The sequence below is a fragment of the Kitasatospora sp. NPDC088134 genome (genome assembly GCF_044741705.1).
GTDB lineage: Bacteria > Actinomycetota > Actinomycetes > Streptomycetales > Streptomycetaceae > Kitasatospora.
In genome coordinates this window covers 192355-205416 of the sequence record NZ_JBIUTD010000012.1, presented here as the reverse complement: position 1 = coordinate 205416, position 13062 = coordinate 192355, and the positions used below count along the sequence as shown (strand labels likewise).

Sequence of the window (13062 nt, the reverse complement as noted above, 5' to 3'; positions counted from 1 at the left end):
TCCTGGGGTCTTTCCCGGGAAGCGTTGCCCGACGTCCGACGCTCGACGCTCGGTCGATCAGTCCGCCGGCCACGGCCGGTAGGGCGGAACGGCCGACGCGTCGGACTCGGTGTCGATCTGGTCGTACCGCTCCAAGGCGAGCTGGAACGCGGTCGGCTGGATTCGCACCGCGCCGGAGAACGGTCCGCCCATCACCGCGACCATGCTCACCCCGAACGCCACGGAGGCGCCCACGAAGCACATCAACACCAGATTCCGCAGGTTGGAGTTGGGCCCGATGACGGACGGCGTGGCCAGTACGAACACCACCCCGACCTGCAGCCCGCCGATCGCCAACACCGGGACGGACGCCCGGAGATCACTCAACCGCGTGTTCCGCTTGGCGTTGACCTCGGACAGGCTCCGCAGCACGTCGGTCCGAGCGCTCGCCTCGACCTGACTGCGTGCCACGGACCGGTCGACAGCAGCCCGCACCTGGTCGACGGCCTGCCAGGCCGGTCGGCTGCCGGTGCCGTGCCGCATCGTCGTCCACTCGTCACCGATCACCAGGCCGGTGTAGGTGCGCAGCCGTTCCCGCACCACGGGGCGGTCCGCGGCCGGTAGCCCGCCCGCGGTCCAGTACGCCTCCGCGAGAGCCCGCGATTCCTCGTAGGTGTGCTGGCGCGCCGAGTTCCACTGCTGCCAGGTGCCCGCGATGCTGAAGCCCAGGAACAGCGCGAAGAAACCCAGGATGGCTGCCCCCGCGAAGGACAGCGCCTGCGGAGTCGTGGACCCTTCCCGCGCCCGCCTGGTCCGTCCCAGCACCAGTCCGAGCACCAGCGCCAGCGCCGCGCCCGACAGCGCGGCGACCGCGACGGTCAGCATCGCCGCCCGCCTCCGGCCATCCTCCGGCCGCAGGTCGCCGACGGCTGCCCCGCTCCGCTCCTTGACTCGACAACAGTTGCGCCGACGCCAACTCCCCCGCACACCAGGGACGCTGAGCCGAGCGGCCCGCCCGGTGACGGTGTGCCGCCGTGCGTCCGGGCCCTGTCCCAGCACGCGGCATCGCACCGTCCCAGAACCCCGTATCCCCGGCTGTGCCGTCCCGCACCGTCGTGGATCGTCATCGGCGTCCCCGGCTCCGCGCGGTGAACGCAGCCGCCAGCACGCACAGCACCGGAAGGAGGATCGCCAGCAGGAGCATCATCACCTCGGCGCCGTCCCAGGAGTCGTCCCCCGCATCGGGAGACCAGCCCTCGCCGCCGAACTCGGTCTGGGCCAGCGGCCCCTCGGACCGCACCGCGGGCGACGCCTGCTGCCGCGCACCGGCTGCCGCGCCCGCGCCGTTTCGCGCGCCGCTGCCCACCTCGGAGCCCGTACTCGCGCCGGGCCCCGAGGTCGCTCCGGCCTACCCGGACGCCGAGTCCCCGGGGTTCACCCCGCCAACCCCGGAAAGGCTTCCGCCCAAGGCCGTTGACGGACCGCCCGTCCCCGGGGCGGCAAAGGGGGAAGCGGGTCGGGCGAAGGCCCTGCCGTCCGGGAGCCGGGCCGGTGACCGACCGGACAGGAACGGTACGAGCGGCTGCGCCCCCGCAGCCGGTTGTCCGGCGGCGACGGCCACCGGCCCGGCTCCCGCCGGAACGGAGACCGGCAGCAGCCCGGGCGGGGCCTGTCCGCCGGGAGCGGTGCCCGCCCCACCTTCGCCCGGACCGGGGCCCGATCCGGCGCCCGGGCCGCCCCCGAGTCCCGGGCCGGCCACCGGGCGGTACGGTCCGACCAGGCCCGCACCGGAACTGTCCACCGGGGAGCTGGGGGTCCGTCAGTAGCACGTCGCCGAGCGGGTAATCGGCGTGGTTGTCGAGGTGGTAGGTGCGGGTGGCCGTGTCACCGCCCCCACCGGCCGCGCCGCCGGCTCCACGTCGGGCGGCGACGAGTGGAACTGACGGACCCTCAGGGAATGACGATGACCGGGCGGTTCGCGCGGCGGGCCAGGCGGCCGGAGACGGAGCCGAAGATCTTGCCGAGCAGCCCGTGGGTGCTGCCGACCACGATGGCGTCCGCCGCGTACTCGCGGCCGACCTCCTCGATCTCGTGGCAGATGTCGCCGCCGCGCTCCACCAGGATCCAGGGAACGCCGGAGAGGAAGTCGGCGCAGGCGAGTTCGAGGCCGAGGATCTCGGTGCGCTGGTCGGGGAGGTCCACGAAGACGGGCGGCTCGCAGCCGGCCCAGACCGTGGCGGGAAGCCGGTTGGCGACGTGGACGATCACCAGCCCGCAGCGGGAGCGGCGGGCCATCCCGACCGCGTAGGCGAGGGCCCGCTCGCTGGAGAGCGAGCCGTCGAAACCGACCACCACGCCGTGCTGGAACTGCGGGTCGCAGGCGCGCGAGCCGTGTTCCTGCAACTGCGGTCCGTGCTCGCCGTCGCGGCGGCCGACGGTCGGACGGGAACGGTCGGTCATCGCGTCCTCCGCAGTTCCGGGGCGGGGAACGGCGGTCGGGTCCACCGCCGTTCCGGAGGTGTCTGGAGCGCCGTGCCTCGGGTCGAGGCGGGACGGCTCGGGATCGGGCGGACCGGAAGGGGACGCGTCCGGCCGACCGGGGTCGCCGTCGGGCCCGGTGCCACCGACGGGGTGCCGATCGTCCCGGTCGCGCGGTCCGTAGCGCTGGTGCGCCCCGTCCTGGTGCCGCGCCGGACCGACGAACGGCGGGGCGCCGAGGAACCCGGCAACAGTCCTCCTGGCGCGGGAGCTGCCGCCGGCGGAACCGGGAGGTTCGTGACCAGCCATGGCTCAAAACTCTTCGACTCGTACGGGCCTGCGCAGGGGAACGCGGCGGGGGACCGCCCGGCCCCGGTGACAGGGGCGACCAGGGCGGCGAACCGTTCGGGAACGACGACCACCGATGGCGACCTGTGCCTTTCAGAGTACGGCTCGGGAGGGGCTCCGCCCAGTGGCGCAGCCCTCGTACGAGGGGGTTCCCGCGGGTGAGGGAAACACGCACCGGTGCGTGCGCCCCTCGCGCTGCGAAAGTCAGAAGAGCTTGACCGACGGAGAGCGCCGCGCGCAACAGGGTGCCGACACACCGTGACCCGACTGTCATCGCGCCTGTCCCCGGGCGGTGCGCGGGAGTTGCCCGGCCGGGCACGGAGGCCGCGGTCGGGTGTCGGGCCCGGGCTGACCGGCGGCGCGCGCGACGTCCGCCCGGTGGCGGGCCCGAGGCCGGCCCGAGGGAGGGGGCGCAGGGTGAAACCCGGGAAACAGGAGAGCGGAGGCGGGTGCGGCGGACACCGCAGGCGTTCGGGATCATGGTCCGGCTTGGGGGTGTAGCAGCCGTATTCGGCCAATTCGCGGAAACGGTTGCAAGCCTTTGGCAATTGCCAGGTGCATAAGAGGCGCCGCTGGCAGCATGCTCGGCATGCCGCTGCTCCTGTTCGACCTCGACAACACCTTGCTGCCCAGGGACGCCACCTTCCGAGCGTGGGCGGAGGTCTTCCTCGCCGAGAACGACCTGCCGGCCGAGGACCTGGACTGGCTGGTGCTGCTCGACGGCAGCGGGTACGTACCGCGCAGCACCGTACTGGGTGCGGCCAAGCGTCGCTACGGGTTCGACCGCTCGGTCGAGTCGATGCTGGAGCACTACCGGCTGTTCATCAACTCCCATATCCGGTGCCCGGATTCGCACGTCACGGCACTCCGGCAGGCACGCAGCGCGGGCTGGACGATCGGGATCGTCAGCAACGGCGGGACGCTCGCCCAGTCGGAGAAGATCCGGTTCACCGGGCTAGCCCCGCTGGTGGACGGCTGGGTGATCTCCGAGGAGGCCCGCTGCCTGAAGCCGGACCCGTTGATCTTCGAGATCGCGGCCCGGCGGTGCGGGTTCCGCCCGGCCGGGGACTGGGCCGCCCAGACCTGGATGGTCGGCGACTACGGTCCGGCCGACATCGCCGGGGCCGAAGCCACCGGACTGCGCAGCGCCTGGCTGCACCATGGCCGCCCTTGGGCCGAGCGCACCTACCGTCCGACGATCAGCGTCCCGTCCCTGCCGGACGCGGTGCGGTTGATCCTCGCGGCGTCCGAACTGCCCCTCCCCGGGCGGGGCTTCGCGTCCACCGCCACCGGCCGACTCCGACCGACCCTCGGCCGACTGGCCGTCCCGGCCTCCCGGTTGGCCCCGGCCGGCGCCAAGGCGGCATCGGGCACCCCGGGCGCCCTGCCGAACGTGGCCGGCCTGCCCGCCCCCGCCCCGGCCCGCTGGGCAGGTCCCGCAACGGCCGCCGGCTGACCCCTGCCCCCTCAGCGGGCACCACGCGCACCACCACCCCCGCCCATGTCGGACCCTGCGGCTGGGTCGACAAGGAGCGAAGCGCCGCTCCCCTCGACCCCGCGAGCCCGCCGGCCGGGGCAGTTACCCTTCTGCCCTTCACCGATCACGGCCGGGTTCTCGCCATCACCCCTCTCGCGACACCCCAGAGGTGCGATGAACTCCCTTCCGGCGGAGCGGTGTTCGCGCAGGATCTCAGCGCTCACTGCACTGGGGCACGCGGGCGACCCACCGAGTGGCAACAGGCGCCCCTTCACCTCTCGACGGTAGAGCGGCAATGGGCCGCGGGGGCAACAGGCCATAGGGGCAACGCGCCGGATCAGCGCGAGGTTGCGGGCGACGGCGGCCACGCGATCAGTCGACGCCCCGCCCACCGCACGAGGCGGGTGCACGCTCAACGGCCAGGTACACCAAGCGGGCTCGATCGACGTCACGTCACCATCGGCGTCGCCAGTCGGGCGGAACGGGGACGTCGGTCGGGGCCGCCGGTCGGGGACGTCGCCGGGACGCGAGGTCGACCCGGCTCCTGCGCACGGGCCCGCACAGGTGGCTGTCGGGAGGCAAGGGAGCGCCACCGGGCATCGATCGGATTCGGACGAATGTGCGGGGCGCTTGTCGGCCGGGTGGGGGCGTGGGGGTGAGGGCGGGCCGACGGGTCGGGTGGGGTGCGTGTGGCTGGTGGGGCAGAAGGGGGGTGACCAGCGAAGAGTGACGGAGTGTGAGGTCGGAGGCGGTTCGGAGTGGCCGGTTCGGGTTGGGCCGGGGGGCTGACGAGGCGCGGGGATCATGGCTCAGGTGTGCGCTGTGGCGCGTGGGGGCGGGGTTCACGCCCCCGATTCGGACCGTATGTTTTCGGTCAACTTGCGCCCGGACCCCGGCGTTCCGGCAAACGCGCAGCCCACAGCGGGCGGGAGGCGCACCGCCGGGTGGGGAATCACCGACAGGTCGTGCGACAACCGGCCACCGTTGTCCGCGCCCCCTTCACAGCGGGGTCGACGGGTGCCACGCTTCGTGATCGAATGCTTCACGCCAAATTGCCATGTCGACATAGCGCCGGATGGTGAACTTGTCACAACGGCAACGGTCCACCAAGTAGATTCGATCTTGGCTCGCAGAGCGGCAGCCGAGACCACCACACCACCGAGGGGGCTGGAGCGCCTTGAGCAGGGTGAGCAGGAGCGACGCGGGTCCTGAAGGCGGCCGCCAGCCGTCGGCCCATCCCGGTGGCACGGCGAGACCCGGCAAGTTCGGCGGCCCGTCGGGTGGCTCACTCGGCGCCGGTCGGAGCGGCACCCCGACACACGGCGCACCGGGCGGCCTGACGAACGGTCAGTACTCCCCCGCCCCGCCCGCCGCCGGCCTGCCCACCGGCCCGGGCAGCAGCCCCGGCCCCGGCGGCAGCACCCTCACGGGCCACGGGGGGCACGGCGGCCACGGCGCACTCGTCGGCCACAACAACCTCTCCCCCGGCCACGGCGGACACGGCGCCCCGACCACCGGCCCGGCCGGTTCCGGCTCCGCCACCGATCTGCTCACCGCCGCCACCGGCCCGAGCGCGCTGAACTCCCCCCGCAAGCTGGCGGGTCGGCGGCGCCGCGAGACGGTGGCGGTCCTGCTGTTCAGCGGTGCGCCGATCTTCGAGAGCTCGATCCCGCTGTCGGTGTTCGGGGTGGACCGGCAGGACGCCGGCGTCCCGCGCTACCGGCTGCTGGTGTGCGCCGGCGAGGAGGGCCCGCTCAGCACCACCGGCGGCCTGACGCTGACCGCACCGTACGGCCTGGAGGCGCTGTCCCGGGCGGGCACCATCGTGGTGCCGGCCTGGCGGTCGATCTCCCAGCCGCCGCCGGTCGAGGCGATCGCCGCCCTGCGCAAGGCCCACCACGAGGGGGCCCGGATCATCGGGCTGTGCACCGGCGCCTTCGTGCTGGCCGCGGCGGGGCTGCTGGACGGGCGTCCGGCCACCACCCACTGGATGTACGCGCCGACGCTGGCCAAGCGCTACCCGCGGGTCCACGTCGACCCGCGCGAGCTCTTCGTGGACGACGGCGACGTGCTGACCTCCGCGGGCACCGCGGCCGGCATCGACCTCTGCCTGCACGTGGTGCGCAGCGACCACGGCGCCGAGGCCGCGAACGCGCTGGCCCGCCGACTGGTGGTGCCCAACCGGCGCGGCGGCGGAGGTCAGGCCCAGTACATCGATCAGTCTTTACCTGAAGAGATCGGCAACGACCCGCTGGCCGAGGTGGTCACCTGGGCGTTGGAGAACCTGAACCAGCAGTTCGACGTCGAGGTGCTGGCGGCCCGCGCCTACATGTCGCGGCGCACCTTCGACCGCCGGTTCCGGACGCTGACCGGCAGCGCCCCGCTGCAGTGGCTGATCACCCAGCGGGTGCTGCAGGCGCAGCGGTTGCTGGAGACCTCGGACCTGTCGGTGGACGACGTCGCCCGGCGCTGCGGCTTCCGTTCGCCGGTGGCGCTGCGTGGGCACTTCCGGCGGCAGCTCGGGGTGTCCCCGGCCGCGTACCGGACGACGTTCCGGGCCCGCCGCCCCTCCGGGCCGGGTGCGGCCGCTCCCCTGCAGGGCGGCGGCCCGCTCGACCGCGCCGCCGGCCAGCCGGGGTCCGGTCAGCCCGGCCCCGGCCAGTCCGGTCACGGGTCGGCTGGCCACGGGTCGGCCGGCCACGGCTCGGTGACGCACGCTCAGGCGGCCGCCCAGGCAGCCCAGGCGGCGGCCCAGGGCGCGCACGGGAGCGGGAACGGGAACAGCGCGGGTCTCGGCCCGGCCGGTCCGGGCGGGGGTGCGGCGGGGCGGCAGCGGCCGCGGCCGCTGGTGCCGCCGCAGTCCGGCCCCCCGGCCGCGGCCTTCGGCGGGCGCGCGCCGGAACGTCCTGGCGAGTGTCCGGGCGAGCGCCCCGGCGACCGCCAGGGCGAGCCCCGGTACGCGGGCCGGGGCCCGGTCGGGGCACCGTCGGCCGCCCAGAGCGGATACGGCGCCCCGACCGGGTCCAACGGCTCCGCCGGCAGTCCCGGCGCCCAGCAGGGGCCGCCGCCCGCGCACGCGCACGCGCAGCCCTCGCCGGGCCAGCCGGTGCGGCCGAGCGCGGCGTACCCGGGCGGGCGCGGGTCGGCTCCGGACGAACGTTCGGACGGGCGTTCGGACGGCCGTCCGGGCCGTCCGCTGGAGCACGAGATCGCGGAGGACGCGGTCGGCGAGCAGCCGAGCGCCCGGGGCCGTCGGGGGGCGCACCGCCCGGAGGCCGAGCCGGAACGGGGGGCGCGCGGAGGCGCGGAGTTCGGCCCGGACGGCGCGCGTGCAGTGTCGGGGGCGCGTGATCGCGCCGTAGGGTGAGGGCGTGAATGACCGTCTGGTATGGATCGACTGTGAGATGACCGGCCTCGACCTCGATCGGGACGCCCTGATCGAGGTCGCCGCCCTGGTGACCGACTCCGAGCTGAACATCCTCGGCGAGGGCGTGGATGTGATCATCCGTCCGCCCGCCGAGGCGCTGGCGGGCATGCCCGAGGTGGTGCGGCAGATGCACACCGCCTCGGGCCTGCTCGACGAGCTCGCGGACGGCCTGACCATGGCCGAGGCCCAGGAGCGGGTGCTGGCGTACGTCCGCGAGCACGTGCCGGAGGCCGGGAAGACCCCGCTGTGCGGCAACTCGGTGGCGACCGACCGCGGCTTCCTGTCCCGGGACATGCCCGAGCTGGAGGGCCACCTGCACTACCGGATCGTGGACGTCTCCTCGATCAAGGAGCTGGCCCGCCGCTGGTACCCGCGCGCCTACTACAACAGCCCGCAGAAGGGCGGCAGCCACCGCGCGCTGGCCGACATCCGCGAGTCGATCGCCGAGCTGCGCTACTACCGCGAGGCGGTGTTCGTCCCGCTGCCCGGCCCGGACACCGACACCGCGCGGGAGATCGCGGCCCGCCACCAGTTGCCCGCCTCCTGACCAGGACTCCGGCACCGGGACTCCGGTCCGGGAGGTCGGGAAAACCCTGGCGCAAGCACCCCTCGGCATCCTGTAGAGTTCTTCCTGTCGGAGCGGGAACGCGCAAGCGGGAAAGCACCTGACAGATGGTGGGTGTAGCTCAGTTGGTAGAGCACCTGGTTGTGGTCCAGGTGGTCGCGGGTTCGAGTCCCGTCACTCACCCCAGAGAACGAAGGCCCCGATCGGTGAACCGATCGGGGCCTTCGTCGTGCTCCCCAATCTGCGCCCATCTGCGCCCCCCGAGCCGTGCTTTTTGAGCCGTGCCCCCTGGCCGTCCGGCGCGTCCGACCATGGACGAAGAAACTACTTGCCAGTAACATCGCGGCATGACCACTACCCCGATCGGCCAGCTGCTCACCGACACCGTCCCGATGGTGAAGACCCTGCAGCTGGAGTACCTGGAGACCAGCCCGGAGCGGGCCGTCCTGCGGCTGCCCGACCTGCCGGAGTACCGCAACCACGTGGGCGGTCCGCACGCGGGCGCGATGTTCACCCTGGCCGAGTCGGCGAGCGGTGCGATCGTGCTGGCCGCGTTCGGCGACCAGCTGGGCCGCGCGGTGCCGCTGCCGACGGTCGGCGAGATCTCGTTCAAGAAGCTCGCCCGCGGCGTGGTGACCGCCACCGCCACCCTGGGTCGCCCGATCGCCGAGGTGGTCGCCGAGCTCGACGAGGGCAAGCGCCCCGAGTTCCCGGTCACCGTCGAGATCACCCGCGAGGACGGCGCCGTCACCGGCGTGCTGGAGATCGTCTGGACGCTGCGCCCCAACTCCTGATCCGGGCAGACCCCTTGGCGGCCCGTGACCACCCCGGGCCGCACCCCGGGCACACGCCACGGCCGCACCCCGCCCGCGCCCCGGCAAGACGCCCACCGAGCCCAGAGCTGCGCCCCGCTCAGGCCGAGTCGCGCACGATCAGCTCGGTCGCCAGCACCACCTGCCGCCGGGCCCGGCCCCGTTCGGTGATCTCGTCGAGCAGCAGCCGGGCCATCGTGCGGCCCATCTCCTCGATCGGCTGGCGCACGCTGGTCATCGGCGGATCGGTGTGCCGGGCGACGATCGAGTCGTCGAAGCCGATCACCGCGACGTCGTCCGGAATCCGCCGCCCGGCGGCCCGCAGCACCTGCATGGCGCCGGCCGCCATCACGTCCGAGGCGCAGAAGACGCTGTCCAAGTCCGGTCGCCGGTCCAGGAGTTCGCGCATGGCGTCGCGGCCGCCCTGCTCGGTGAAGTCGGCCAGTCCGACCAGCCCCTCGTCGTATGCGCGGCCGGCCTCCTCCAGGGCCCGGCGGTAGCCGCCGAGGCGGGCCTGGGCGACCTCCATGTCGAGCGGGCCGGTGAGGGTGGCGACCTGGGTGCAGCCGCGCCGCAGCAGGTGCCGGACGGCCATCCGGGCGCCGCCGGCGTTGTCGGCGTGGACGTAGCTGAGCGGTTCGAGGTCGCCGCGCCGGCCGGCCAGCACCGAGGGGATCTCCAGGCTCTCCAGCAGGCCGGGCAGCGGGTCGTCCCGGTGCACCGAGACGACCAGCACGCCGTCCACCCGCTGGGCGGTCAGGTAGGCCGCCAGGCGGTCGCGCTCGCGCTGGTTGCGGACCAGGATCAGCAGCAACTGCATGTCCGTCTCGGCGAGTTCGGCCGAGACGCCGCTGATGATGTCGGAGAAGTACGGCTCGGAGAACAGTCGGGTCTCGGCCTCGGGGACGACCAGCGCGATCGAGTCGGTGCGTGAGGTGACCAGGGTGCGGGCGGCCCGGTTGGGGACGTAGCCGAGTTCGGCGATCGCGCTCTGCACGGCCTCGCGGGCCTTGCTGCTGACCCGGGGCGAGCCGTTGATCACCCGGGAGACGGTGCCGCGGCCGACCCCGGCGAGGGCGGCCACCTCCTCCAGGGTGGGGCGGGCGCCTGCTCTGCCGCCGCCGCCCGGCTGGAGCGCGTCGGGGCGTTGTGCGGTCGGGCTCATCGCTGCACCTCTCGGTCTCTGGTCTCGGTCCCCGCCGGTCCCCGCCCCGGGGTCGTCGGGACCGTGCGGACTGTTCATTGTGGCCGGTCCCACCGCGTTCCCGGGCATCCGGGGCGGGAGGAGGGCGTCCCGGGGCAGCCCGAGGAGGCCAAGGACGGCGGTGACGGGGGCGGAAACGCTCCGGCAACGTTTATGTCACCACGTCTTGACACTCACCCCCGCGACACAGCAACCTTCCGGCATGCCAGCTGTGGGAGCGCTCCCACACTGTAGCCAAGATTCCGCGCACCAAGAACACCCACGGACCTCTCGTTTCCAGCCCGGAACGCCTCCGGCTCCACGCCGGAACCTCCCGGAACCTCCGGGACCAGCCCGGAACATCCCCGGACCACCCCACCGGACAAAGGAGTTCGCCCCCATGCGCACCACCTCCCGCCCCCGCAGAGCCGCTGTTCTCGCCACCGCGGTCCTCGCCACCTCGGCCCTGCTGCTCACGGCCTGCTCGTCCGGCTCGGACAAGGGCGGCAGCGGCTCCGGCGACGCCAACGCGAAGATCACCCTGAACGTCGGCGACTTCGGCACCTTCGGCTTCAAGGAGGCCGGCCTGTACGACGAGTACATGGCCGCGCACCCGAACGTCACCATCAAGTACGACACCGTCCAGGACGGCCAGAAGTACTGGGACGCGCTCACCACCCACCTCGCCTCGGGCAGTGGCCTGGCCGACATCCAGGCCGTCGAGGTCGGCTACATCGCGCAGGCCGCCAACACCCTGGGCGACAAGTTCGTCGACCTGGGCAAGGCCGAGGGCGTCAACCCGGCCAACTGGCTGGCCTGGAAGTCGAAGCAGGCCACCACCCAGAGCGGTGCGCTGATCGGCCTGGGCACCGACATCGGCCCGATGGCGATCTGCTACCGCACCGACCTGTTCCAGCAGGCCGGCCTGCCGACCGACCGCGAGGCGGTCGGCAAGCTGTGGGCGGGCGACTGGTCGAAGTTCGTCGACGCCGGCAAGCAGTACCAGGCCAAGGCGCCGGCCGGCACCTTCTTCACCGACTCCGCGTCCGGCCTGTTCAACGCCGCCCTGTCGGCCGAGCCGGTGCAGTACTCGGACGCCTCCGGCAAGCTCGTCTACAAGGACAGCGCCGGCGTGAAGAAGGCGTGGGACCTGTCGGTCTCCGCCGCCCAGGCCAAGATCAGCGCCGGGCTGCGCCAGTTCCAGGACCCGTGGAACGCGGCCTTCGCCAACGCCAAGTTCGCCACCCTGGCCTGCCCGTCCTGGATGACCGGCATCATCAGCAAGTACTCCGGGGACTCCGGCAAGGGCAAGTGGGACGTCGCGGCCCCGCCGGTCGCCTCCAACTGGGGCGGCGCGTTCCTGACCGTCCCGAAGGCCGGCAAGCACACCAAGGAGGCCGCGGCGCTGGCCGCCTGGCTGACCGCGCCCGAGCAGCAGGCGAAGATCTTCACCAAGGTCGGCAACCTGCCCTCCACCGTCGGCGGCCTGCAGCAGCCCGCCGTCCAGGGCGCCAAGGCCGAGTACTTCAACAACGCCCCGACCGGCCAGATCTTCGCCGCCGCCGCCCAGGCGATCAAGCCCGCCCCGATCGGCGAGCAGGACGGCAACGTGAAGACGATCATCACCGACAACGGCGTCCTCGACATCGAGGAGCACGGCACCGACCCGGCCAAGGCCTGGGCCAACGTCACCAAGCTGGTCGACGACAAGACCGGCCACTGACCGGCCACTGATCCGGGCCGGCGCCAGCCGGTCCCGACCGCCCGGCCGGGTCCGCCCACCCGGCCGGGCGCCGTTCCGCCGTCCTCCGCCACCCCCGGGAAGGAAACCCCACGTGGCCACCCACGTCCGCGCCGAGGCCCCGCCCGCCCGCCCCGCCTGGCGCTCCCGCCTGTACCGGTTCGACCTGAAGGCCTCCCCGTACGCCTTCATCGCCCCGTTCTTCCTCTGCTTCGCCGCCTTCGGCCTGTTTCCGCTGATCTGGACGGGCTGGCTGTCGCTGCACTACGTCGACCTGCTGAAGCCCGACGTGATGGAGTGGAAGGGCTTCGGCAACTACACCCGGCTGTGGTCCAACGACCAGTTCTGGACGGCGCTGCGCAACACCTTCACCATCGGGGTGATCTCCACCGTCCCGCAGCTGCTGATGGCGCTCGGGCTGGCCCACCTGCTCAACTTCCGGATGCGGGCCCGGGGTTTCTTCCGGGTCGCGGTGCTCGCCCCGTACGCCACCTCGATCGCCGCCGCGACGCTGGTCTTCGTCCAGCTGTTCAACCCGGACTACGGCGTCGTCAACTGGCTGCTGGACGCGGTCGGCGTCCACCCGAACTGGTACGCCGACACCTGGCCCTCGCAGATCGCCATCTCCACCATCGTCACCTGGCGCTGGACCGGCTACAACGCGCTGATCTACCTGGCCGCGATGCAGGCGGTGCCGAAGGACCTGTACGAGGCGGCGAGCCTGGACGGGGCCAACCGGTGGCAGCAGTTCACCCGGATCACCGTCCCGTCGATCCGCCCGACGATCATGTTCACCGTCATCGTCTCCACCATCGGCGCCACCCAGTTGTTCGGCGAGCCGATGCTGTTCGGCGGCGGCGTCGGCGTCTCCGGCGGCTCCGCGCACCAGTTCCAGACCCTCAGCCTCTACATGTACGAACTGGGCTGGCCCTCGCGCCAGTTGGGCCGCGCCTCGGCAGTGGCCTGGACGATGCTGCTGATCCTGCTGCTGATCGGCCTGGCGCAGTACCTGATCACCCGTTACCGCACGCGCCACGAGCTGGGAGGCTGAC

At 73.1% G+C, this 13062-nt stretch carries 8 protein-coding genes, 1 tRNA gene and 2 pseudogenes; 7 read left to right on the top strand and 4 right to left on the bottom strand.

What is annotated here, in order from left to right:
- Positions 1 to 57: 57 nt before the first annotated feature.
- The 3 genes and pseudogenes from ACIOHG_RS20750 to ACIOHG_RS20740 form a co-directional block, all read right to left on the bottom strand.
- A complete protein-coding gene (locus ACIOHG_RS20750; protein ID WP_400952611.1) occupies positions 58 to 864 on the bottom strand; it encodes a hypothetical protein in 807 nt (268 codons plus the stop codon).
- 238 nt (positions 865 to 1102) lie between these two features.
- Positions 1103 to 1279: a hypothetical protein gene (locus ACIOHG_RS20745; protein ID WP_400952608.1), complete on the bottom strand. Its 177-nt coding sequence runs from the start codon at positions 1277 to 1279 to the stop codon at positions 1103 to 1105.
- Positions 1280 to 1929: 650 nt separating this feature from the next.
- A pseudogene (locus ACIOHG_RS20740) lies at positions 1930 to 2367 on the bottom strand (universal stress protein); the annotation flags it as partial.
- Between the two features lie 1027 nt (positions 2368 to 3394).
- On the opposite strand from ACIOHG_RS20740, the gene ACIOHG_RS20735 reads away from it, so the two are divergent.
- From ACIOHG_RS20735 to ACIOHG_RS20715, 5 genes and pseudogenes are all read left to right on the top strand, one after another.
- Positions 3395 to 4261 (top strand): HAD family hydrolase, encoded by an 867-nt coding sequence (locus tag ACIOHG_RS20735; RefSeq protein ID WP_400952605.1) that lies wholly within the window; start codon positions 3395 to 3397, stop codon positions 4259 to 4261.
- Positions 4262 to 5828: 1567 nt separating this feature from the next.
- Positions 5829 to 6968: pseudogene (locus ACIOHG_RS20730) on the top strand (helix-turn-helix domain-containing protein); the annotation flags it as partial.
- A gap of 685 nt (positions 6969 to 7653) precedes the next feature.
- On the top strand, positions 7654 to 8256 hold the full coding sequence (gene orn, locus ACIOHG_RS20725) for an oligoribonuclease (RefSeq protein ID WP_400952602.1): 603 nt from the start codon (positions 7654 to 7656) through the stop codon (positions 8254 to 8256).
- Between the two features lie 128 nt (positions 8257 to 8384).
- A tRNA-His gene (locus ACIOHG_RS20720) sits at positions 8385 to 8460 on the top strand.
- Positions 8461 to 8621: 161 nt separating this feature from the next.
- Positions 8622 to 9068 carry a DUF4442 domain-containing protein gene (locus ACIOHG_RS20715; protein ID WP_400717880.1) on the top strand — a complete coding sequence of 149 codons (447 nt, stop codon included), beginning with the start codon at positions 8622 to 8624 and terminating at the stop codon, positions 9066 to 9068.
- Between the two features lie 118 nt (positions 9069 to 9186).
- Here the strand turns inward: ACIOHG_RS20715 and ACIOHG_RS20710 are convergent, their stop codons facing one another.
- Complete coding sequence (locus ACIOHG_RS20710; protein ID WP_400952599.1) at positions 9187 to 10251, bottom strand: LacI family DNA-binding transcriptional regulator; 1065 nt, start codon at positions 10249 to 10251, stop codon at positions 9187 to 9189.
- Positions 10252 to 10669: 418 nt separating this feature from the next.
- On the opposite strand from ACIOHG_RS20710, the gene ACIOHG_RS20705 reads away from it, so the two are divergent.
- Together ACIOHG_RS20705 and ACIOHG_RS20700 are read left to right on the top strand one after the other, a co-directional pair.
- Positions 10670 to 11992: an ABC transporter substrate-binding protein gene (locus tag ACIOHG_RS20705; RefSeq protein WP_400952596.1), complete on the top strand. Its 1323-nt coding sequence runs from the start codon at positions 10670 to 10672 to the stop codon at positions 11990 to 11992.
- A 10-nt stretch (positions 11993 to 12002) separates the two neighbouring features.
- Positions 12003 to 13061, top strand: coding sequence for a carbohydrate ABC transporter permease (locus ACIOHG_RS20700; protein WP_400952659.1), 1059 nt, complete (start codon positions 12003 to 12005; stop codon positions 13059 to 13061).
- The last annotated feature ends 1 nt before the right edge of the window (position 13062 follow it).

Bases quoted from the DNA above. Each gene is read 5' to 3' on its own strand.
- ACIOHG_RS20750 (WP_400952611.1), bottom strand. From the start codon at position 864: ATGCTGACCGTCGCGGTCGCCGCGCTGTCGGGCGCGGCGCTGGCGCTG.
- ACIOHG_RS20735 (WP_400952605.1), top strand. From the start codon at position 3,395: ATGCCGCTGCTCCTGTTCGACCTCGACAACACCTTGCTGCCCAGGGAC.
- ACIOHG_RS20715 (WP_400717880.1), top strand. From the start codon at position 8,622: ATGACCACTACCCCGATCGGCCAGCTGCTCACCGACACCGTCCCGATG.
- ACIOHG_RS20710 (WP_400952599.1), bottom strand. From the start codon at position 10,251: ATGAGCCCGACCGCACAACGCCCCGACGCGCTCCAGCCGGGCGGCGGC.
- ACIOHG_RS20705 (WP_400952596.1), top strand. From the start codon at position 10,670: ATGCGCACCACCTCCCGCCCCCGCAGAGCCGCTGTTCTCGCCACCGCG.